Below are 18,512 nucleotides of genomic sequence, written 5' to 3' on the forward strand. Positions count from 1 at the left end.
AGGGACGTTATTATTGTGTAGGGAATACTGTGCCTCAGGCGTAATCGCCTGGCTTCGTTTTACTTTTTACGGACACGCCAAAATCGGTAAAGATCCGCTGCGGCAGATTATTGCCCTTTGCCTCTGCAATATGGTGAGCCAATATCTGGAAAGGGATAACCATGATCAGCGGAGCAATAAACTCATCAATATTGGCTTTCACCGCCAGCGTGCGCGGATCGTTGTCCTCACCTAATTTGATGGTGTACACGTAGTCGGTATATTTTTGCTCATAGGCTTTCAGCAGTAATAAACGCTCGCGAGCCACGCCCGGCGTATCAATAAAGAACATCCGGTGGCTGCCATTCACTTCGAAATAAGGCCCGTGCATAAACGCTTCGAGCTCAACGCCCTGGGATGGCACGCGAATCGTCTCGGCAAACTTGGTTTCCATCTCTTTGATCACGCCGACGCTCGGCCCGTAGCCAATTGAGGTGAAGCGCGGGGAAGCGGCCAGTTCGGCCTGCCATTGGGTGAAGAAAGCTTCGGTGTCGGCAATCACGCCCGGAATCGATTTCACCGCAACGTCCAGCTTATGCAGCTCAGCCGCTTCCTGTTCAGCGTCGATCTTCCCGCTGCGGCGAGCGACAAACACGCCCAGCAGCATAAATTTCAGGATCGTAGCAACGTACCCTTTGGTGACGTAGCCGACGCGTTCCTCGCCGATCTCGATATCAATCACGTGGTCCACGGCGCGGGCAAGCTCGCTCCCGGCTTTGCTGGTGATGCCCACCGTTTTGACCGGGTGAGTCTGGCGAATATGCTGAATCGCGTTGAGGGTCGAGGTGCTTTCCCCGCTCTGGGAAACGCCTATCACCAAATCCGTGGTATCACTGAATTTTTCGTAATGCTGAAAGTGGAACGGCTCTTCGACGGTGACACGAACGTCCGCCAGTTTTTCCACGTAGTACTTCGCGCTTTTGATCGCGTTAATGCTGGAGCCCGTGGCCAGCACCAGCCACTCTTTCTTCCCACCGAGCACCGGAAGATCGGACGGATAGCGAGACAGCATGGCGCTTAATGTCGCCTGCTCTTCATGGATGTAGGTCATCATTGTCGGTTTCATCGGCTCTCCTGTAATCAAAACCTGAAAACGTTTTCAGGTTTTAGGCTAGAGGAGTCTGACGAGGCTTGTCAACGCCAGATCGCGCAACTGTTAGCGAGATCAAAAAATAATGTGAAGGGGAGAAACGGGCGGATGCCTGAAAAAGAGATCCGCCGCTGAAAACTAACAGGATTCGCCGTTCAATAGCGTAAGAGGTATTTTTTCGACTGCGATACCGGCAGCATTTTCATTCAAAATAGCCATTAACTTTGTCATGACCGCTTTGCCAATCAAAGCATTCTGGTGGTCAACGGTGGCAATGCGGGGAATAAAATACTCGCTGCCAGGGAAATATTCACAGCTCACTATGGCGATATTATCTGGCACAGACAGATTGTGATCCTTTAGCGCACGGATCGCGCCTTTGGCAACATGATCGTTAATTGCCACAATGGCATCCGGCAAGCTTGTATTCGTTGAAATCAGCGTTTCAATTGCCTCATAGCCATGCTGTAAATAAAAGTTATTCAGCACAATAAAACTATTTTCTACCGGCAATTTCGCAGCTTCCAGCTCGGCCCGAAATACCGCCTCGCGCTCGCGGGTAATATATACATTCTTTGACCCGCCGATAAAACCAATGCGCCGGTAACCTTTCTCAAACAGGTGACGAGTGGCTAAGCGCACACATCCCGCCTGATCGCGTTCAACGCAGGCATATTCCACGCCCGGCAGGTTACGCCCCACGACCACGACCGGCACGGTGGCGATCAGCTTTTTCAGTTCCTGCAGATAAGTCGCGGCAATGTCGTTGTAGTCGATATTACCGCCGAGAATGATCACGCCGTCTATCTGGCTGTCGGTAATGGAATTAAAAATATGCTCTTCGGGCACCACCGGTGCTTCGCGGGAGGTTCTGTTTGCCGATTGCGTGTCGTACAGCGTGACCTTGTAGCCCAGCCGCAGACTTTCGTGCTCAATCTGCGCCACCAGCATCACAAAGTAGGGGTTACTGATATCGGAAACGACAATCGCCAGCGTCTGGGTTTTCTTGGAAATCATCCCCCGCGCCAGCAGATTCGGGCTGAAGTTATGCTCCTGAATCACTTTTTCAACCCGGCTACGCGTTTTGTCCGCCACCCAGCTGTTATTGTTCAGCACCCGGGAGACCGTGGCGATAGACACCTGCGCCAGCTCCGCAATATCCTTGATTGTCAGTGGTTTTTTCATCGATTCATTCTCATCCCGACCTGCGGATAATACTAGGGGAAGCGCCGTGGGGAAGCAAAGGCCAATCCTGAAAACTGCCGCCGGCCAGCCAGAAATATCCGGCGGTAAAAAAGACGCTTGACTCTGGAGTCAACTCCAGAGAGTAACATCGGTAATGAGAAAATTATCATTACCGGAGGGCGCCATGCTCAACACACCTCAAGACGGCAAAAAGCCACCGCAGTTTGCGTTTGCCAAACTAAGCCCGCTGCAGGCGGAAGGCCCCTCCTGCTGCGCAGATGACGCCTGCTCTGCACAAAAACCAGAGCCAGAAATTGCCGACAACGGCAGCCGCTACAGCTGGTACGTCGCGGGAATGGACTGCGCGGCCTGCGCACGCAAAGTGGAAAATGCGGTGAAACAGGTGAGCGATGTGCAGCAAGTTCAGGTGGTGTTTTCTACCGAAAAACTGCTGGTCAGCGCCTCAAGAGACATTCGCGACGACGTAGAAAAAGCGGTCAAGGCCGCAGGCTACACGCTGAACGACGCCAGCGCCCCGAAGCAGGAAAAAAGCAGCAGCCTGCAAGAGAACCTGCCGCTGATCCTGCTCATCGTCCTGATGGTGATCAGCTGGGGGCTCGAGCAATTCAACCATCCGCTCGGCAACCTGGCGTTTATCGCCACCACGCTGGTTGGCCTGTGGCCGATCGCGCGCCAGGCCGTGCGCCTGATTCGCAGCGGCAATTGGTTCGCCATTGAAACGCTGATGAGCGTCGCCGCAATCGGCGCGCTGTTTATCGGCGCCACCGCCGAGGCGGCGATGGTTCTGCTGCTGTTCCTCATCGGCGAACGCCTCGAATCCTATGCCGCCAGCCGAGCACGCCGCGGGGTAAGCGCCTTGATGGCGCTAAAGCCGGACGTCGCTATTCGCCTCCGGGACGGCGAGCGCGAAACCGTCGCGCAGGCCGATCTTCGCCCAGGCGACGTGATTGAAGTTGCCGCCGGAGGCAGACTGCCCGCCGACGGCCGCCTGCTCAGCGGTTTTGCCAGCTTTGACGAAAGTGCCCTGACCGGGGAATCCGTGCCGGTAGAGCGCCAGCAGGGCGAAAAAGTCGCCGCAGGCAGCACCAGCGTAGATCGCCTTGTTCAGCTGGAGGTGATTTCCGAGCCCGGCGACAGCGCCATCGACCGCATTTTGCGGCTGATTGAAGAAGCCGAGGAGCGCCGTGCGCCTATCGAACGCTTTATCGATCGTTTTAGCCGGATTTACACGCCGATCATCATGCTGCTCGCGCTGCTGACCGCCGTCATCCCGCCACTGTTCTTCGGCCAGGGCTGGGAACCGTGGATCTATAAAGGCCTGACGCTGCTGCTGATCGGCTGCCCATGCGCGCTGGTTATCTCCACGCCTGCGGCCATTACTTCAGGTCTTGCCGCGGCGGCTCGTCGAGGCGCGTTGATTAAAGGCGGGGCCGCGCTGGAACGTCTCGGTCAAATCCAGCAGGTCGCGTTCGACAAAACCGGCACCCTGACGGCAGGTAAACCTCAGGTTACGGCCATAGCGGTGGAAGAAGGAACAGAAGAAGACCAGCTTCTGGCGCTCGCCGCGGCGGTTGAACAAGGTTCCACCCACCCACTGGCGAAGGCCATTGTCAACGCGGCGCAACAGCGCAACTTGCCTCCTGTCGCCGCAGAAAATCACCGCGCTCTCGCCGGGGTTGGCGTAGAAGCCAGCATTCAGGGCGAAACGCTGCTGCTCAGTTCACCGTCCAAACTTGACGGCCAGACACTCAGCGAAACCTGGCAAAGACGGATCGCGAAGCAGGAAGAAGAGGGCCAGACGGTGATCGTAGTGCTGCGTGCGGGGCAACTGCTGGGCACCATCGCTATGCGCGATACGCTGCGCAGCGATGCCCGCGAAGCGGTTACGGCACTCCACCAGCTCGGGATTCAGGGCGTAATGCTGACCGGGGATAACCCACGCGCGGCGGCGGCAATCGCCCGCGAGCTTGGCATTGATTACCGCGCCAGCCTGCTGCCGGCAGACAAAGTGGCAGCGGTGAATAAACTCAATGCCACCGCGCCGCTGGCAATGGTCGGCGACGGCATCAACGATGCCCCGGCGATGAAAGCGGCGACCATCGGCATCGCGATGGGCAGCGGCACCGACGTCGCGCTGGAAACGGCAGATGCCGCGCTAACCCACAACCGTCTGACCGAACTGGCAGGTATGGTACGGCTCGCCAGAGCCACCCATAACAACATTCGCCAGAACGTGACGATTGCGCTGGGGCTGAAGGGGATTTTCCTGGTCACCACCCTGCTCGGCCTGACCGGCCTGTGGCTGGCGGTGCTGGCAGACTCAGGCGCTACCGCGCTGGTCACGGCGAACGCCATTCGCCTGCTGCGGAAGAAATAGTTTTCGAGGCAGCTTCCGGTTTTTTACTCCGCAAGCAGGGGCAAGGATGCCCCTGTGTAAAAATAAATCCCCGCCCATAAGTTGACTGATTGGCAACTTATGAGCATATTAATTGCCAATCAGTCAACTTCAGGATGAAGTGATGCACCTGATTACGCTTAAGGCGCTTGTGGAAGCCGGTCAAAAATTTCCCAGACATAAGCAGGAACTGCAAATCCTTGGCAAAGTGCTGGAAAAAGGCTTCTTCCCAACACCGGACTCACTTAAGCGGATTTATCCCACGCTGGATAACTTTAAATATCTCGATAAACATTACGTCATCAACATAGCCGGAAATGAACTCAGGCTGATTGCACTTATCTTTTTTACCAGCCAGAAGTTCTACATCCGCCACGTCATGACGCACAGCGAATACATGCGATTTACTGAAAAACACCGGGGAAAGAAGCGATGATTGCGGATGCACTGAAGGCCGCCGAAGCTTTAAAAACAGCGGTTCCGCTACTGGCAGGCAGCACCTGCGAAAAAGATTATCTGGCTGCGCTGGAGCTGGTCGAATATCTGCTCATCAATGATCCAGAAAGTCCGCTGGTTGAGATTCTCAGTAGTAAGATCCAGGCCTGGGAAAACGCGCAGCCTGACGTGCAGGCGTTCCGCGAGGAAATGCAGGCCATACCTGCCGGGATAGCCATACTGAAAACCCTGATGGAGCATCACCATCTGAAACAGAGCGATTTTCAACAAGAGATTGGCAGCAAGTCGATGGTCTCCCGCATTCTCAGCGGTGAACGCCAGCTAACCACCGATCACATCCGCAAACTGTCACGGCGATTTGGCATATCACCCGCCCTCTTTTTCTGAGCAGCGGATTAGCCTGGTGAGGGGATTAGTGACTCTTACGCAGCAAATAGCGGTAAGGCAGCGCGTCGGTTTCGCTGGCGACCAGTTCGTGCTCCATAAAGCGGCAGAAACCGGGGATATCGCGCGTAGTGGCCGGGTCGTCGGCTATCACCAGCAGCGTTTCGCCGACGGGCATATTGCGCACGGTTTTGCGCACCATCATCACCGGCTCCGGGCAGCGCAGGCCAAGAGCATCCAGCGTGTGGTCAGGGGTTGCGAACAAATCGGTCATAGCACTCTCAGGTCGTCAAAAACCGCGCTAGTTTACGCCGGGTAAAATCTGGCGCAAGCCGCGTGAACGATTGCGTTAAAATTAACCATTGCATTGAGAAACTAAAGCAGTATCATCCCCGCGCTTTACATTTTTGACTGGGTTCCCTCACCCCACTACTAAAAAGGCTACAACATGATGCAGTTCAGCACTCGCCAGCGCACTAATGCGCTGTTTTGGCTATCGCTTTTTCATTTGCTGGTGATCACCTCCAGCAACTATCTGGTTCAGCTTCCGGTCTCCGTCTTTGGGTTTCATACCACCTGGGGCGCCTTCAGCTTCCCGTTTATCTTCCTCGCGACCGACCTCACGGTGCGTATTTTCGGCGCTCCGCTGGCGCGGCGGATTATTTTCGCAGTGATGATCCCGGCGCTGGTGATTTCCTACGGCATCTCCTCGCTGTTTTACATGGGAAGCTGGCAGGGCTTTGAAGCGCTAACCCACTTCAACCTGTTTGTTGCCCGTATCGCGGTTGCCAGCTTCATGGCTTACGCGCTCGGCCAGATTCTGGACGTGCACGTCTTTAACCGCCTGCGCCAGAATCACTGCTGGTGGCTGGCCCCAACGGTGTCCACGCTGTTCGGTAACGTGAGCGATACGCTGTCGTTCTTCTTTATCGCCTTCTGGCGCAGCCCGGACGCCTTTATGGCCCAGCACTGGGTAGAAATCGCCGTGGTCGATTACTGCTTCAAAGTGCTTATTAGCCTGGTATTCTTCCTGCCGATGTACGGCGTCCTGCTTAATATGCTGTTGAAACGCCTCGCAGATAAATCTGAAATCTCCGCGCTGCAGCCTGGTTAAACGCGGGCTGAATATCTTGTGTTAAGATGCAGGGATTGGCCTTTTGGCTTGCTAACGGAAAGGAAGAACGCGATGCGCAAACTGGTAAAATATGTCGGTATTGGCCTGCTGGTAGTGGGTCTTGCCGCCTGTGATAATAACGACAGCAAAACCGCCACCACCGGCGCGCCGGAAGCCAGCAGCGCCAGCGGTCAGCCAGTTGAACTGCTGGACGGCAAGCTGAGCTTTGCCCTGCCAGCGGACATGAGCGATCAGAGCGGCAAGGTGGGCACCCAGTCCAACAACATGCACGTTTATTCTGACGCAACCGGCCAGAAAGCGGTGATCGTGATTGTCAGCGACAACCCGACGAGCGACCTTGCCACGCTGGCAAAAGGCCTGGAAGAGCAGCAGCGCGCACGCGACCCGCAGCTTCAGGTGGTAACCAACAAATCCATCGAGATTAAAGGCCACACCCTGCAGCAGTTGGACAGCGTGATCTCCGCCAAAGGACAGACCGCGTACTCTTCCATCATCATTGGCAAAGTGGACGATAAACTGCTGACCATGCAAATCACGCTGCCTGCGGATAACCAGCAGCTGGCGCAGACCAACGCGGAAAACATCATCAACACCATCGTCATCAAGTAATCGCCGCGCGATACATCAATGGCTCCGCCTCCGCGGGGCCATTTTTTTCCTTCATTTTCAGACAGACTGCCGCCGTCGCCCTGCCAGGAAGTACTACACTAAAAGCACATTTTCCCGATCGGACGTCTGCATGACAGCCCCACAACCTGATAAGACCGGCCTGCATATATTGCTCAAACTCGCGGCCCTGGTGATTATTCTCGCCGGTATTCACGCCGCAGCCGACATCATCGTTCAGCTATTGCTGGCGGTATTTTTCGCCATTGTTCTCAACCCGCTGGTGACCTGGTTTATGCGCCGCGGCCTCAGCCGCCCGCTCGCGATTGCCATCGTGGTGCTGGTCATGCTGGTGATGCTCACTTTGCTGGTTGGCGTGCTGGCAACGTCGATGAATGACTTCATGGAACAAATGCCGCAGTTCAACAAACTGCTGACGCAGAAAGTGCGTGAAATCGAGCACGCGATGCCGTTTTTGCACCTGCCGCTGTCGCCGGAACGCCTGCTGCAAAAGCTGGACTCCGACAAGCTGATGACCTTTGCCACAACGCTGATGACCGGGCTTTCCGGGGCGATGGCCAGCGTGCTTCTACTGGCGATGACGGTGATTTTTATGCTGTTTGAAGTGCGCCATGTACCTTATAAACTCCGTTTTGCGCTGGCCAACCCTAAGCTGCATATCGCCGGCATGCACCGAGCGCTGAAAGGCGTCACCCACTATCTGGCGCTGAAGACCTTTATCAGTTTACTGACCGGCATCGTTATCTGGCTGGGGCTAAAGCTGCTGGGCGTGCAGTTTGCGCTGATGTGGGGCGTGCTGGGCTTCTTGCTCAACTACATTCCCAATATTGGGTCGGTGATCTCCGCCGTGCCGCCGATGATTCAGGCTCTGCTGCTCAACGGCACCTATGAGATGCTGATGGTCGGGGCGCTGTTCCTGGTGGTGCACATGGTACTGGGGAATATTCTGGAGCCCCGCATGATGGGGCGTGGGCTGGGGATGTCGACTTTCGTCGTATTTCTCTCCCTGCTCTTCTGGGGCTGGCTGCTCGGCCCGGTGGGCATGTTGCTCTCGGTGCCGCTCACCAGCGTTTGTAAAATCCTCATGGAATCTACCCAGGGCGGAGCGAAACTGGCGATTCTGCTGGGTCCCGGCAGGCCGAAAAAACGCCTGCCGGGCTAACGCTTATTTCAGGTTTTCTGGAAAGTCCGCCGGCAGCTCGCTGGCGGCACAGGCAATCACCGCTTCGTTATTCTCGCCGCAGTCGCGAACAAACGTGATGGTGGCAAATTCATCAATAACTTCCGTTGGATAAGCCGGGCCAGCCTCGCGGAACGCTTCCATTTTCGCAATATGCTCGTTCTGGAAACACACCGTTTTCTCCGGGTTATTAATCACCCAGCGCGGGAAGAAAATCGTCCCGTGGAACAGCTTATCGCCGAGATTCACAATCAGGCTGACGTCCGTACCCGTAGGTTCAGTCCAGGAAATTTTGTACACGCTGCTTGCCACACGCACAATGTGCGCATCCTGATTTTTCACCCAGCGATTGGCCACAATGCCGCTGTGGATCCGGTAATCCAGGGTAGTTGCATTTTTTACATAAATTTCGTAGTTCCAACCATTATCGTAGGTATAAACCAGATGTTTGCCGACGAACTCGCTTAAATCGTGTTTATCAAAGTGACTCATGATGGCGCTCCTCTGTGGGGTTAAGCGCATCTTAGACCTTCACATTTTCGATGAATAACGCTACTTTTGTATCAAATTCATCCATTTTTTAGATGATATGCATAAAACAACCCTTGAGCAGTGGGCACTTCTGGAGTTGGTCATTGAGCTGGGCAGCTTCGCCAAAGCGGCAGAAGCCACTTTCCGCAGCCAGTCCTCCGTCAGCTATAACCTTGCATTACTTCAGGAGCGGCTTGGCGTTAGCTTGCTGAAGCCAGAAGGGCGTAAGGCGGTACTGACGCCTGAAGGGGAACTTTTGCTGGCGCAGGTTCGCCCGCTGCTGAAAAGCTTTCACTACGTTGAAAGCCGCGCTGCTACGTTAAAAAACGGCATCCGCACCCGCATAGACTTAGTGGTGGACTGCATATTCCCGCGCGCCCGCCTGTTCGCCATCCTCCATCAGTTTCAGCGATTACATGCCAGCACGCAGGTTCATCTGACGGAGATTCTGGAAACCGACACAGCCGATCTGGCAGAAGCGGATGTCATGGTGCTAACCCGCCGTCAGGATCTCACGGGCCGCGGGCAGTGGCTCAGAAACGTTGATTTTGTGGCCGTGGCGCACCGCGATCACCCCCTGCATCAGCTTCCCGCCCCCTTAGAAGAAGCGGACCTGGCGACCTATCCGCTGATCCGCCTTGCCGGGCAAAACAGCAGCGAATCCTCGCCCACGGCTGACTGGACCTTTTCCACGCTTGATGCCGCGTGCGAAGCCGTGACCTGGCAGGTTGGCTACGGCTGGCTGCCTGAAGAACGGATTGCTCCGCAGATTGAAAACGGCACGCTTAAACCGCTCCCGCTCAGTCACGGGGCAAGGCGTGCCACGCCCCTGCATTTGATCGTGAAAAAGGATTTAGCCCCACTGGACGAGCCAATCACCACGCTGCTCACCCTCTTTCAGCAGCCCGAATGTTAAGTCTGACGACGCTTTGCGAGGCTGCTTAACATCGCCTCGCCGATGGCCACTTCACCCTTTGCCATTAGTCCCTGCGCGGCCCCGGCCTGATCCCCAAACTTCTTGTTCTGGCCGAGCTTGGTCTTGCCGACCAGAGAAGCCAGAGGGATTTCAATCCCGACAATCGCTTTAAGCATTGAGCCGATAAACGCCGGGGGCGCATCGCTTACCTGCCACGGGAGCTCGCTCTGCGCTTCCTGGTGCCGCGTCAGGCTGGTTATCTGCCGCAGGACAAAATCCGCGTCGTCCCGCACCGCAATCCTCCCCCGCGCCTGCACGGTCTGGTAGTTCCAGGTCGGCACCTCCTTGTGGTGCTCCTGCTTGCCCGGATACCAGCTCGGGGAGATATAACCTTGTGCACCACGGAACACCACCAGCACATCCTGCTCGGGCTGAAGGCCGCGCCACAACGGGTTCGCACGGGCAATGTGCGCGCGGAGCGCGCCGAACTCCCCCTCATCAGGGCAAAGCTCAAAGGGAATATCAAACGCTTCCAGCACACCTTCGATTTGTACAACCAGCAGGCCCAGGGGATTGGCCTGAATCAGCCGCTGCAGCACAGCAATATCGGGCTCCTGAAAAGGGCGAGGAATATACATGGGCAGACCTTCATTTGCGGTAATTTTGCCCAGCTTATGTTCGAAGTGGTTTATGATAAAGAACCAGATTACAGCTATATGACCGAGCCACAATTCATGTCACGTAAAGCCCGAGCAGTAGATATCCCCGCCATTGGCGAGCTTGACCGCCGCAGCGGGCAGCTTAGTTTGCAGCTAGCCAAAGCGCTGAAAAACGCCATTCACAAAGGCGAACTGAAGAGCGGCGACCTGCTGCCCTCCACCCGCGTCTTGTCGGGCGCCCTTAACGTGGCGCGCGGCACCGTGCTGGAGGCGTTCGAGCAGCTGGTTGCGGAAGGGTTTCTGGTGTCGAAACACGGCTCCGGCACCCGCGTGGCCTACGCCCCGGAAAGCCCGCTGCCCGAACCGGCGGCTCGTACAGCAGCAGCCATCCCGCTGTCTGCCCAGGCTCAGGCTTTTGCCAGAGTAGGCGAGCAGCTTAAAACGCTGGCGCCGAAGCCGTTTGCCGTTTCCGTTCCGGTTGGCGACACGGCCCCGGACGACGTGTGGCGCAGGCTAGGCAACCGCATTCGGGCGCGGGGTGCCGGTGCCCCGTCGGGCTATGCCGATCCGCAAGGCGTTCTGGTTCTGCGCGAGGCTATCTGTGAATACGTCAGAAAGTCGCGCTCGGTGCGTTGCACCCCGGAGCAGGTCATCATCACCTCCGGCAACCAGCACGGCCTGTACCTGACCCTGCAAATCCTGCTGGAGGCAGGCGATGCCGTCTGGATGGAAGAGCCGGGCTACCCAGGTGCGACTTCGCTGTTTGAGACGATGTTCCGCGACCGTAGCATGGTCAGAGTCGCCGTGGACGACGAAGGGCTGGACGTGGAGCTGGGGAAAAAGCTGGCCCCCAACGCCCGCGCTGCGTTTGTCACGCCCTCGCACCAGTACCCGCTGGGCATGCCGCTCAGCATGTCGCGCCGCGCCGCATTGCTGGAATGGGCGCAGGCCAACCAGGCCTGGATCATTGAAGACGACTACGACAGCGAGATGCGCTACGCGGGCCACCCGTTCCCGGCGCTTCAGGGCCTGGGGCCGGAGAACGTTATCTACCTCGGCACCTTCAGCAAAATCCTCTTCCCGTCGCTGCGTCTCGGCTACGCCGTAGTGCCCAAGCAGCTGGTTTCCGCCTTCTGCGGGGCACGCATTCTGATGGACAGGCAGCCGCCAGGGGCAGACCAGCATGTGCTGGCGAGCTTTATTTCAGAGGGGCACCTCGACCGCCACCTGCGCAAAATGCGCGGTGTTTATGCCGAAAAACGCCGCGTGTTAATGGCGGCGGTAGAACAATACATTTCCCCGGACGTGGCCTGGCTTCAGCCCTGCGACCAGGGCATGCACATGGTGCTTTGGCTGCGCCAGGGCCTGGACGACCATCAGGTTGTGGAGCGGGCGATGCAGGCCGGAATCGCCGTTCGTGCGGTGTCGCACATGTTTACCCCAGAAAAACAGAAGTCCGGCATTCTGCTGGGCCTCGGTGGTTACAGCGACGAAGAGATCGTTCGCGCCGTGCAGCGTCTGGATGAAGTGCTATGCTCAAGTGCATCCCTGATTACGCCATAAACCTGGCAGGAGCCTGATTATGCTGACCTATTTAGAAAAAGATGAACCTGAAGAAAGCGCCACCCCCGCCAATGCCTCAGGACTGATGCAGCAAAAAATGCTGGATTCCCGCTCGATTATTATCTCCGGCGAAATCACTCAGGCGATCACCAAAGAGGTGGTTGCCCAGCTTTTGCTGCTGCAAAGCATCAACGACAAACCCATCAAGCTGTACCTCAACAGCCAGGGCGGCCACGTTGAGGCGGCGGACACCATTCATGACGTGATCAAATTCATCAAGCCAGAAGTCCATATCATCGGCACCGGCTGGGTTGCCAGCGCCGGGATCACCATCTTCCTCGCGGCGGACAAAAAGCACCGCTATTCGCTGCCAAACACGCGCTTTATGATCCACCAGCCGCTGGGCGGCGTGCGCGGCCAGGCCACGGACATTGAGATCGAAGCCAGAGAGATTATTCGCATGCACGACCGCGTGAACAAGATGATCTCAGAAGCCACCGGCCAACCGCTGGAGAAGGTGAAGCAGGACACCGACCGTAACTACTGGATGTCGCCGAAAGAAGCTATCGACTACGGGATTGTCGGCAAAGTCATTACCAGCTTCTCCGAGCTGAATATCGACTAACCTCTGAGAAACCGCCTTCCCCGGCGGTTTTTCTTTTTAGCGGGAAAAGCGCTTAGCGCCGAACACGCAAACCAGCACGCCAAGCATCACGGCAATCATCGATGTATGTACTTCTTCATGAAGCAGCAATCCGGCAAGCAACAGACCAAAAAAGGGCTGTAACAATTGCAGTTGCCCGACGGCGGCAATCCCGCCCAATGCAAGGCCGCGATACCAGAAAATAAACCCTATCCACATGCTGAACAGCGACACATAGCCCAGCGCGAGCCATGCCTGAGCGCTGATAGCGTCTCCCGCCGACGGAACGGTAAAAGCAGTAGCCGCGGCACTAAGCGGCAGAGAAATTACCAATGCCCACGAAATCACCTGCCAGTCGCCCAACCGCCGGGTGAGCACCGCACCTTCAGCATAACCCAGCCCGCACAGCGCAATGGCGCCCAGCATTAGCGCATCGCCCTGCCAGCTGCTTGCTGTCCCGTGGCTCAAAGCAAAACCTGCCACCAGCGCAGCACCCGCCAGAGAAAACAGCCAGAAAGCCGCTTGTGGCCTTTCTCCTCCACGCAACACGCCAAAACAGGCGGTCGCCAGCGGCAGCAGGCCGATGTAGACCAGCGAGTGTGCCGAGGTTGTGTGCTGCAGTGCTAAAGCCGTCAGCAGCGGGAAACCCAGCACCACGCCGACGGCCACCAGGCAAAGCGGCAGCCAGTCTCCCCGCTGCGGTCGCGGCTGCCGCAAAATCAGCAGCGTGCCGGCCGCCAGCAGCGCCGCAAGAGTGGCTCGTATCGCCGTCAGAAAAAGAGGATCAAGCTCCAGCACCGCAACGCGCGTGGCCGGCAGCGAGCCGCTAAAAATAAGCATCCCTAAAAAGCCGCTGATCCAGCCTCGGGTTTGCGGGTGAGCAGTCGGCTGACTGAGCGGCAACGCGCTTCTATTTTGCATGGTGGCTCCAGATACTCAGATTGGCTTCCTATTCTGCGCAAAGCCGCCACGACAGACAGATCCACAATGAACAAGAATCACCAGGCCAGCAAAAAAACCACCCACCAAAGAAGAAAATCTATCTTGCCAGTCAAGATTAAGTCATTTGTTAACCCTCACGCTGATTCACATAATGCGCCAACACGGAGAGGCAAGCGGCAGCCTTTTTCTTCTTCGCTCTGCCGCTTTTTTCTCCCTCATCTCCGCTCGTGCAACGGCATGAGCCACACAACAAGAGGCAGTGAACCATGGCTTATTTGCAAATCACCCTTGATATCAGCGCGCAGAATCGCGCCGCAGCCGCGGGCGTTTACCAGCAGTACAAAACGGCCTTCCTGACCACCATCGACGGTGCAGTCTCCAAGGAACTGCTGATCCGCGAGCAGGACGTCCAGGTACTGCACGGCTTTAACACCGCCGCCCAGGCCGAAGCCTATCTGGGTTCTGACCTGTTCACCCGCGACGTAGTTGAAGCCCTGAAACCGTTCCTGAACGCCGCCCCGGAAGTCCGCATTTATAGCGTCGCCTGAAATTAACTGAAGAGGTTTGTATGTTGCTGAACTGGAATGAACATCGCGAAGAATTACTGGGTGTGGTGGGCGATTACGCGAAGCTGCAGCCGGAGTTTATGAAAGGGCTGATGAAGATGGACGCGGGTGCTTCCGCCATGGGCCACCTGGATGCCAAAACCCACGAGCTGATTGCGCTGGCGGTGGCGATCACCACCCGCTGCGACGGCTGCCTGTCGGTACACGTTAAAGCCGCCGCAAAACACGGCGCAACCCGGGAAGAGATTGCCGAAGCGCTGGCGGTCGCCATTTCGCTGAACACCGGGGCGGCGCTGACCTACACCGCTCACGCCCTGGACGCGTTCGACGCGTTGCCAAAAGCCTGAGCCTAAGCGGCATCCTTCCTGAGGGTGCCGCTTTTTTCACCGGAGAATGCAAATGACCTACAAAGCGATGCAGGCCAGCGGCAACGGTAGCCTCGAACTTGTCGAGCGCCTCGTACCAGAACCTGGCGCAGGCGAAGTGCTGATAAAAATAGAAGCCTGCGGCATCTGTGGCGCTGACGGCGGCGTTATCGACGGCACGGAAAAGAACGTGTCTTACCCGCGCGTGCCGGGGCATGAAGTTGTCGGCACGCTGCTGAAACTTGGCAGTGGCGTACCTTCTGGCCTGCATGTTGGGCAGCGGGTTGGCGTGGGCAGGCTTGGCGGGCACTGCAATGAATGCGATGCCTGCCGCCGCGGCGAGTTCACGCTTTGCAGCCACCAGCCGGTCGTCGGCAGCTCGCAGGACGGCGGCTATGCCGAAATGATGCTGGCGAAGGCGACCGGCCTTGTAGCAATCCCGGATGCGCTAAGCGCAGTCGACGCCGCGCCGCTGCTTTGCGCCGGAATAGCCACCTTTAACGCAGTGCGTAAATCAGGTGCTCAGCCGGGAGACAGCATCGCAGTCCTCGGCATTGGCGGCCTGGGCCACCTTGCCGTGCAGTATGCCGCTAAAATGGGGTTTCGGGTTATCGCCATCGGGCGTGGAAGCGATAAACCACCAGCTGCGCTGGCGCTGGGTGCCCGCGATTATCTCGACAGCAGCCTGGATAATCCTGCCGAAGCGCTGAAAAAACTCGGCGGTGTAAAGGCGATCGTCACCACGGTCACGGACAACGCTATCGCGTCCTCTCTGCTGCCAGCCCTGCAGCCCAAAGGCAAGCTGATGGTGCTCGGGGTCGGCCAGCAGCCGCTCGTGCTTTCTCCGGGTATGGTGGTTGGCCGGGAGCTGTCAATCGAAGGCTCGCTGACCGGCACCCCGTATGAAACCGAAAGCGCTCTGCGTTTTAGCCTGCTGAACAACGTGCAGCCGATGACGGAAATATTCCCGCTGGCACAGGCCAACGAAGCGTGGCAAAAAATGAAGTCCGGCAAGGCACGATTCCGCATAGTGCTGACGATGTAGAACCCGACGGCCGTTTTTAATTTAAAAATTTTCTGCCTGATTTTCAGTCTCGCGTGACCTCTCTGAAGCAGTACTTCTTGTGACTCACCTTCAGGGATACATCATGACGATAAAAAATAACGGAAAGGCTACGGCCATTTCCGACGCGAGCCAACCTGCACAGCTCCCTCGCGCCCCGCTTGCGTCCGGCATCGCCTTATCCGGCCTGCTGGCGCTGGCAACTGGTTTACCGACATTATCCTGGGCGGCAGAAGCCTCCTCAGCCGCCAGCCAGGCATTTTCCGTGCCTGCCGGGCCTTTGAGCGGCGCCCTGCAAACGCTGGCGAATGACGCCAACGTGCTGCTGGTCTTCACCCCGGATCAGACGTCAAACAAAACGACTTCTGGCCTCAAAGGGACTTATTCCGTACAAAGCGCGTTTGATCATCTGCTGACGGGCAGCGGCCTGAAAGCCGTGCGCGACGGCAATAGCTATCGGCTTGTTTCCCTTCCGGCAGCCTCTGGCGAGAACGCGCCGATTATCGTGCCAGAGCTTTCCGTGCTCAGCGGCCTGGATGACAGCGTCGTGGCCGGGCGCTCAACGCTGAAAAAAGAGAATATCGAGCGCATTCAGGCTGATAACGTCGCCGCCCTGCTTGATAAGCTGCCGGGTGTCTCTTCCGCAGGTTCACCGCGCCCGGGCGGGCAAAGCCTGAATATCTGGGGCATGGGCGGCATGGAGGACATCAAAGTGACGCTGGACGGCGCGCCCAAAGGGTTTGAGAAGTACCGCCAGGGGTCGGTGTTTATCGAACCAGAGCTAATCAAACAAATCGACGTCGATAAGGGTCCGTTTAACCTCGCCAACGGCAACGGCGGCTTTGGCGGCAGCATCAAAATCGTCACCAAAGACGCGGCCGACCTCTTACAGCCCGGCGAAAACTTTGGCGGCATGCTGAAGTACGGTTTCCACACCAACGACAACCAGAATATCTACAGCGGCGCACTGTATGGCAGAACGTCAGAAGGCTTTGCCGACGGGATGCTCTACGCCAGCAAACGCGATGGCGGCAATATTACCCGCCCGGACGGCACGCATTTCGACTATTCCGCTAACCGCCAGGGGACCTGGCTTGCCAAAACCAATCTCTACCTGACCGACGCGCAGACGCTGACGCTTTCGGCCATGCATTCCGAATCCACCGGCTGGCAGCCCTTCGCCGCCAAGCGGGACGAAATTGCCGCCCCGAGTCAGGCGGATGTCGACAAATACGGGTTAGACGAGGCCTGGCGCAGGAAGCTGGTGTACCGCAACCAGACCGACGAAAACTACTCCGTGAAGTGGAACCTGGCCCCGGCGGACAAGCCCTGGCTGGATCTGACGCTGAACTACGCTTACTCCAAAACCAAACAGCATGATACCCGCCCCGACTCCGCCGGAGCGTCCAGCTTCCTGGGCTCGCTCGGCAATGAGAGCTGGGTGGATTACAAAGACAACCTGGTGGAGATCAGCAACAAGAGCCGCTTCAGCACCGGGCCGGTGGATCACCTGCTGGAAATCGGCGCAAGCTGGCATAAAAACCAACGCGATGCGCTGATGTACTACCCAGGCTACAAGAAAAATGCCGCCTACAACTACGGCTACTTCCAGCCGTACTACATGCCCGCCGGGGAACAGCAAACGCGCGGCCTGTATCTGCAGGACAGCATGACGCTCGGCAGCGTCACCGTAACGCCGGGCGTGCGCTACGACAGCGTCACCAATACCGGTGAGCCAAACATCGCCTCAATGTACAACAGCAGTAATCCTAAAGTCGGCCACGACTACAGCAGCAAAAGTTATCACGGCTTTACGCCTGCGCTTGGGCTGGTCTGGAAAGCCACGCCGAATGTGTCGCTGTTTGCCGATGTGACCCGCACGTGGCGAGCGCCGACCATTGATGAGCAGTACACCGTGCAGTACGCGCTGTCTAACGTGTCCGGCACCAGCCGCGACCTGAAAGTGGAAACCATTAACAGCGTTCGCGGCGGGATGATCCTGAACTTCAATAATTTGCTGGCGGACGACGACAGCGTACAGATTCGTACCACGCTATTCCGCAACCGCGGCAAAGATGAAATCTTCTACCGTCGCGGCGTGCTGTGCGAGGCGCAGTCGGTGAAAAGTGGCGCTAACTGCGGTTCTCCGCTGTCGAACTATCGTAACCTGCCGGGCTACACCATCCAGGGTCTGGAGATTGAATCGTTTTACGACAGCCGCCGTATCTTCGGCAGCTTCTCCTTCTCCACCATTCGTGGGCAGCGTGACGCTTCTCCGCGCGACCCGTGGGGCAACCAAACCTGGATCGCAGAAATTCCGCCGGTCACCGCCCACACCACGCTGGGCGTAAAAGCCCCGGAGTGGAACATGACGTTCGGCTGGACCATGGACATGGTGCGTAAACAGGATCGCTCCCCGCAGGATGGCGACCCGTTAGCGGGCATCTGGGCGCTGCCAAAAACCAGCGGCTACGCGCTGCAGGGCCTGTTTGCGTCCTGGCAGCCGGAGCAGGTGAAAGGCATGGAAGCCCGCATTGCCGTCGACAACCTGTTTAACACCGACTACTACCCGTACTTGGGTGAATCCGTGTCCGGTATCGGCCGCAACGTTAAACTGACCATTTCGCAGAAATTCTAGTGTGTTACCCGCAGCGCCAGTGCTGGCGCTGCGTTCTCGTCGCCCGCAAAAATACATTAATACTTCGCAATCTCTTGACATAAAAATAGAGAAATGAAAATAATAATGATTATC

General features: G+C 57.2%; 19 protein-coding genes. 13 read left to right on the forward strand and 6 right to left on the reverse strand.

Translation table 11 applies throughout. The features are described from left to right. Positions 1 to 34 precede the first annotated feature (34 nt). The gene (locus tag A936_RS13305) at positions 35 to 1,105 is read right to left on the reverse strand and encodes an SIS domain-containing protein (RefSeq protein WP_008458589.1); all 1,071 of its coding nucleotides are present in this window, start codon (positions 1,103 to 1,105) and stop codon (positions 35 to 37) included. 162 nt (positions 1,106 to 1,267) lie between these two features. Next, the gene (locus A936_RS13310) at positions 1,268 to 2,314 is read right to left on the reverse strand and encodes a LacI family DNA-binding transcriptional regulator (protein WP_008458591.1); all 1,047 of its coding nucleotides are present in this window, start codon (positions 2,312 to 2,314) and stop codon (positions 1,268 to 1,270) included. 184 nt (positions 2,315 to 2,498) lie between these two features. On the opposite strand from A936_RS13310, the gene zntA reads away from it, so the two are divergent. The 3 genes from zntA (at position 2,499) to A936_RS13325 (ending at position 5,573) form a co-directional block, all read left to right on the forward strand. Continuing rightward, a complete protein-coding gene (gene zntA, locus A936_RS13315; protein ID WP_008458595.1) occupies positions 2,499 to 4,712 on the forward strand; it encodes a Zn(II)/Cd(II)/Pb(II) translocating P-type ATPase ZntA in 2,214 nt (737 codons plus the stop codon). A 142-nt stretch (positions 4,713 to 4,854) separates the two neighbouring features. Beyond that, positions 4,855 to 5,166, forward strand: a complete 312-nt coding sequence (locus tag A936_RS13320) for a type II toxin-antitoxin system HigB family toxin (protein ID WP_008458599.1) — start codon at positions 4,855 to 4,857, stop codon at positions 5,164 to 5,166. Beyond that, the gene (locus tag A936_RS13325; protein ID WP_008458601.1) at positions 5,163 to 5,573 is read left to right on the forward strand and encodes a helix-turn-helix domain-containing protein; all 411 of its coding nucleotides are present in this window, start codon (positions 5,163 to 5,165) and stop codon (positions 5,571 to 5,573) included. Before A936_RS13320 ends, A936_RS13325 begins: the two co-directional genes overlap by 4 nt. Before the next feature lie 25 nt (positions 5,574 to 5,598). Here the strand turns inward: A936_RS13325 and tusA are convergent, their stop codons facing one another. Continuing rightward, positions 5,599 to 5,844 (reverse strand): sulfurtransferase TusA, encoded by a 246-nt coding sequence (gene tusA, locus A936_RS13330; RefSeq protein ID WP_008458604.1) that lies wholly within the window; start codon positions 5,842 to 5,844, stop codon positions 5,599 to 5,601. A gap of 174 nt (positions 5,845 to 6,018) precedes the next feature. Here tusA and A936_RS13335 point away from each other — a divergent pair, with 174 nt between their 5' ends. From A936_RS13335 to A936_RS13345, 3 genes are all read left to right on the forward strand, one after another. After that, positions 6,019 to 6,684 (forward strand): 7-cyano-7-deazaguanine/7-aminomethyl-7-deazaguanine transporter, encoded by a 666-nt coding sequence (locus A936_RS13335; RefSeq protein ID WP_034809192.1) that lies wholly within the window; start codon positions 6,019 to 6,021, stop codon positions 6,682 to 6,684. Positions 6,685 to 6,756: 72 nt separating this feature from the next. Next, on the forward strand, positions 6,757 to 7,314 hold the full coding sequence (locus A936_RS13340) for a DcrB family lipoprotein (protein WP_008458608.1): 558 nt from the start codon (positions 6,757 to 6,759) through the stop codon (positions 7,312 to 7,314). Between the two features lie 130 nt (positions 7,315 to 7,444). Then, on the forward strand, positions 7,445 to 8,494 hold the full coding sequence (locus tag A936_RS13345; RefSeq protein ID WP_008458610.1) for an AI-2E family transporter: 1,050 nt from the start codon (positions 7,445 to 7,447) through the stop codon (positions 8,492 to 8,494). Between the two features lie 3 nt (positions 8,495 to 8,497). On the opposite strand, the gene A936_RS13350 is transcribed toward A936_RS13345, so the two are convergent. Next, complete coding sequence (locus A936_RS13350) at positions 8,498 to 9,004, reverse strand: phenolic acid decarboxylase (RefSeq protein WP_008458611.1); 507 nt, start codon at positions 9,002 to 9,004, stop codon at positions 8,498 to 8,500. 97 nt (positions 9,005 to 9,101) lie between these two features. On the opposite strand from A936_RS13350, the gene A936_RS13355 reads away from it, so the two are divergent. Further along, complete coding sequence (locus tag A936_RS13355; RefSeq protein ID WP_008458613.1) at positions 9,102 to 9,959, forward strand: LysR family transcriptional regulator; 858 nt, start codon at positions 9,102 to 9,104, stop codon at positions 9,957 to 9,959. On the opposite strand, the gene A936_RS13360 is transcribed toward A936_RS13355, so the two are convergent. Then, complete coding sequence (locus tag A936_RS13360; RefSeq protein ID WP_008458614.1) at positions 9,956 to 10,597, reverse strand: FMN-binding negative transcriptional regulator; 642 nt, start codon at positions 10,595 to 10,597, stop codon at positions 9,956 to 9,958. The two genes, A936_RS13355 and A936_RS13360, sit on opposite strands and share 4 nt — an antisense overlap. Positions 10,598 to 10,693: 96 nt before the next feature. Between A936_RS13360 and pdxR the strand changes: the two genes are divergently transcribed. Together pdxR and A936_RS13370 are read left to right on the forward strand one after the other, a co-directional pair. Beyond that, a complete protein-coding gene (pdxR, locus tag A936_RS13365; protein ID WP_034809225.1) occupies positions 10,694 to 12,181 on the forward strand; it encodes a MocR-like pyridoxine biosynthesis transcription factor PdxR in 1,488 nt (495 codons plus the stop codon). 19 nt (positions 12,182 to 12,200) lie between these two features. Continuing rightward, positions 12,201 to 12,806, forward strand: coding sequence for an ATP-dependent Clp protease proteolytic subunit (locus A936_RS13370; protein ID WP_008458618.1), 606 nt, complete (start codon positions 12,201 to 12,203; stop codon positions 12,804 to 12,806). Positions 12,807 to 12,842: 36 nt separating this feature from the next. Here A936_RS13370 and A936_RS13375 read toward each other — a convergent pair whose 3' ends face one another. Continuing rightward, the gene (locus A936_RS13375) at positions 12,843 to 13,745 is read right to left on the reverse strand and encodes a DMT family transporter (RefSeq protein WP_008458619.1); all 903 of its coding nucleotides are present in this window, start codon (positions 13,743 to 13,745) and stop codon (positions 12,843 to 12,845) included. A gap of 287 nt (positions 13,746 to 14,032) precedes the next feature. On the opposite strand from A936_RS13375, the gene A936_RS13380 reads away from it, so the two are divergent. The 4 genes from A936_RS13380 (at position 14,033) to A936_RS13395 (ending at position 18,398) form a co-directional block, all read left to right on the forward strand. Then, positions 14,033 to 14,314: a hypothetical protein gene (locus A936_RS13380; RefSeq protein WP_008458622.1), complete on the forward strand. Its 282-nt coding sequence runs from the start codon at positions 14,033 to 14,035 to the stop codon at positions 14,312 to 14,314. Between the two features lie 20 nt (positions 14,315 to 14,334). Continuing rightward, complete coding sequence (locus tag A936_RS13385) at positions 14,335 to 14,679, forward strand: carboxymuconolactone decarboxylase family protein (RefSeq protein ID WP_008458624.1); 345 nt, start codon at positions 14,335 to 14,337, stop codon at positions 14,677 to 14,679. Between the two features lie 46 nt (positions 14,680 to 14,725). After that, a complete protein-coding gene (locus A936_RS13390) occupies positions 14,726 to 15,742 on the forward strand; it encodes an alcohol dehydrogenase (RefSeq protein WP_034809196.1) in 1,017 nt (338 codons plus the stop codon). Between the two features lie 103 nt (positions 15,743 to 15,845). After that, entirely contained in the window at positions 15,846 to 18,398 is a 2,553-nt protein-coding gene (locus A936_RS13395) for a TonB-dependent receptor (protein WP_008458628.1), read from the forward strand. Positions 18,399 to 18,512: the final 114 nt, after the last annotated feature.

The sequence above is a fragment of the Enterobacter sp. Ag1 genome, assembly GCA_000277545.1.
GTDB lineage: Bacteria > Pseudomonadota > Gammaproteobacteria > Enterobacterales > Enterobacteriaceae > Cedecea.

Coding starts and splice junctions, on each gene's coding strand:
- tusA (WP_008458604.1), bottom strand. CDS start 5,844: ATGACCGATTTGTTCGCAACCCCTGACCACACGCTGGATGCTCTTGGC.
- A936_RS13325 (WP_008458601.1), top strand. CDS start 5,163: ATGATTGCGGATGCACTGAAGGCCGCCGAAGCTTTAAAAACAGCGGTT.
- pdxR (WP_034809225.1), top strand. CDS start 10,694: ATGTCACGTAAAGCCCGAGCAGTAGATATCCCCGCCATTGGCGAGCTT.
- A936_RS13340 (WP_008458608.1), top strand. CDS start 6,757: ATGCGCAAACTGGTAAAATATGTCGGTATTGGCCTGCTGGTAGTGGGT.
- zntA (WP_008458595.1), top strand. CDS start 2,499: ATGCTCAACACACCTCAAGACGGCAAAAAGCCACCGCAGTTTGCGTTT.
- A936_RS13335 (WP_034809192.1), top strand. CDS start 6,019: ATGATGCAGTTCAGCACTCGCCAGCGCACTAATGCGCTGTTTTGGCTA.
- A936_RS13385 (WP_008458624.1), top strand. CDS start 14,335: ATGTTGCTGAACTGGAATGAACATCGCGAAGAATTACTGGGTGTGGTG.
- A936_RS13370 (WP_008458618.1), top strand. CDS start 12,201: ATGCTGACCTATTTAGAAAAAGATGAACCTGAAGAAAGCGCCACCCCC.
- A936_RS13310 (WP_008458591.1), bottom strand. CDS start 2,314: ATGAAAAAACCACTGACAATCAAGGATATTGCGGAGCTGGCGCAGGTG.
- A936_RS13375 (WP_008458619.1), bottom strand. CDS start 13,745: ATGCAAAATAGAAGCGCGTTGCCGCTCAGTCAGCCGACTGCTCACCCG.
- A936_RS13380 (WP_008458622.1), top strand. CDS start 14,033: ATGGCTTATTTGCAAATCACCCTTGATATCAGCGCGCAGAATCGCGCC.
- A936_RS13395 (WP_008458628.1), top strand. CDS start 15,846: ATGACGATAAAAAATAACGGAAAGGCTACGGCCATTTCCGACGCGAGC.
- A936_RS13390 (WP_034809196.1), top strand. CDS start 14,726: ATGCAAATGACCTACAAAGCGATGCAGGCCAGCGGCAACGGTAGCCTC.
- A936_RS13355 (WP_008458613.1), top strand. CDS start 9,102: ATGCATAAAACAACCCTTGAGCAGTGGGCACTTCTGGAGTTGGTCATT.
- A936_RS13320 (WP_008458599.1), top strand. CDS start 4,855: ATGCACCTGATTACGCTTAAGGCGCTTGTGGAAGCCGGTCAAAAATTT.
- A936_RS13305 (WP_008458589.1), bottom strand. CDS start 1,105: ATGAAACCGACAATGATGACCTACATCCATGAAGAGCAGGCGACATTA.
- A936_RS13345 (WP_008458610.1), top strand. CDS start 7,445: ATGACAGCCCCACAACCTGATAAGACCGGCCTGCATATATTGCTCAAA.
- A936_RS13360 (WP_008458614.1), bottom strand. CDS start 10,597: ATGTATATTCCTCGCCCTTTTCAGGAGCCCGATATTGCTGTGCTGCAG.
- A936_RS13350 (WP_008458611.1), bottom strand. CDS start 9,004: ATGAGTCACTTTGATAAACACGATTTAAGCGAGTTCGTCGGCAAACAT.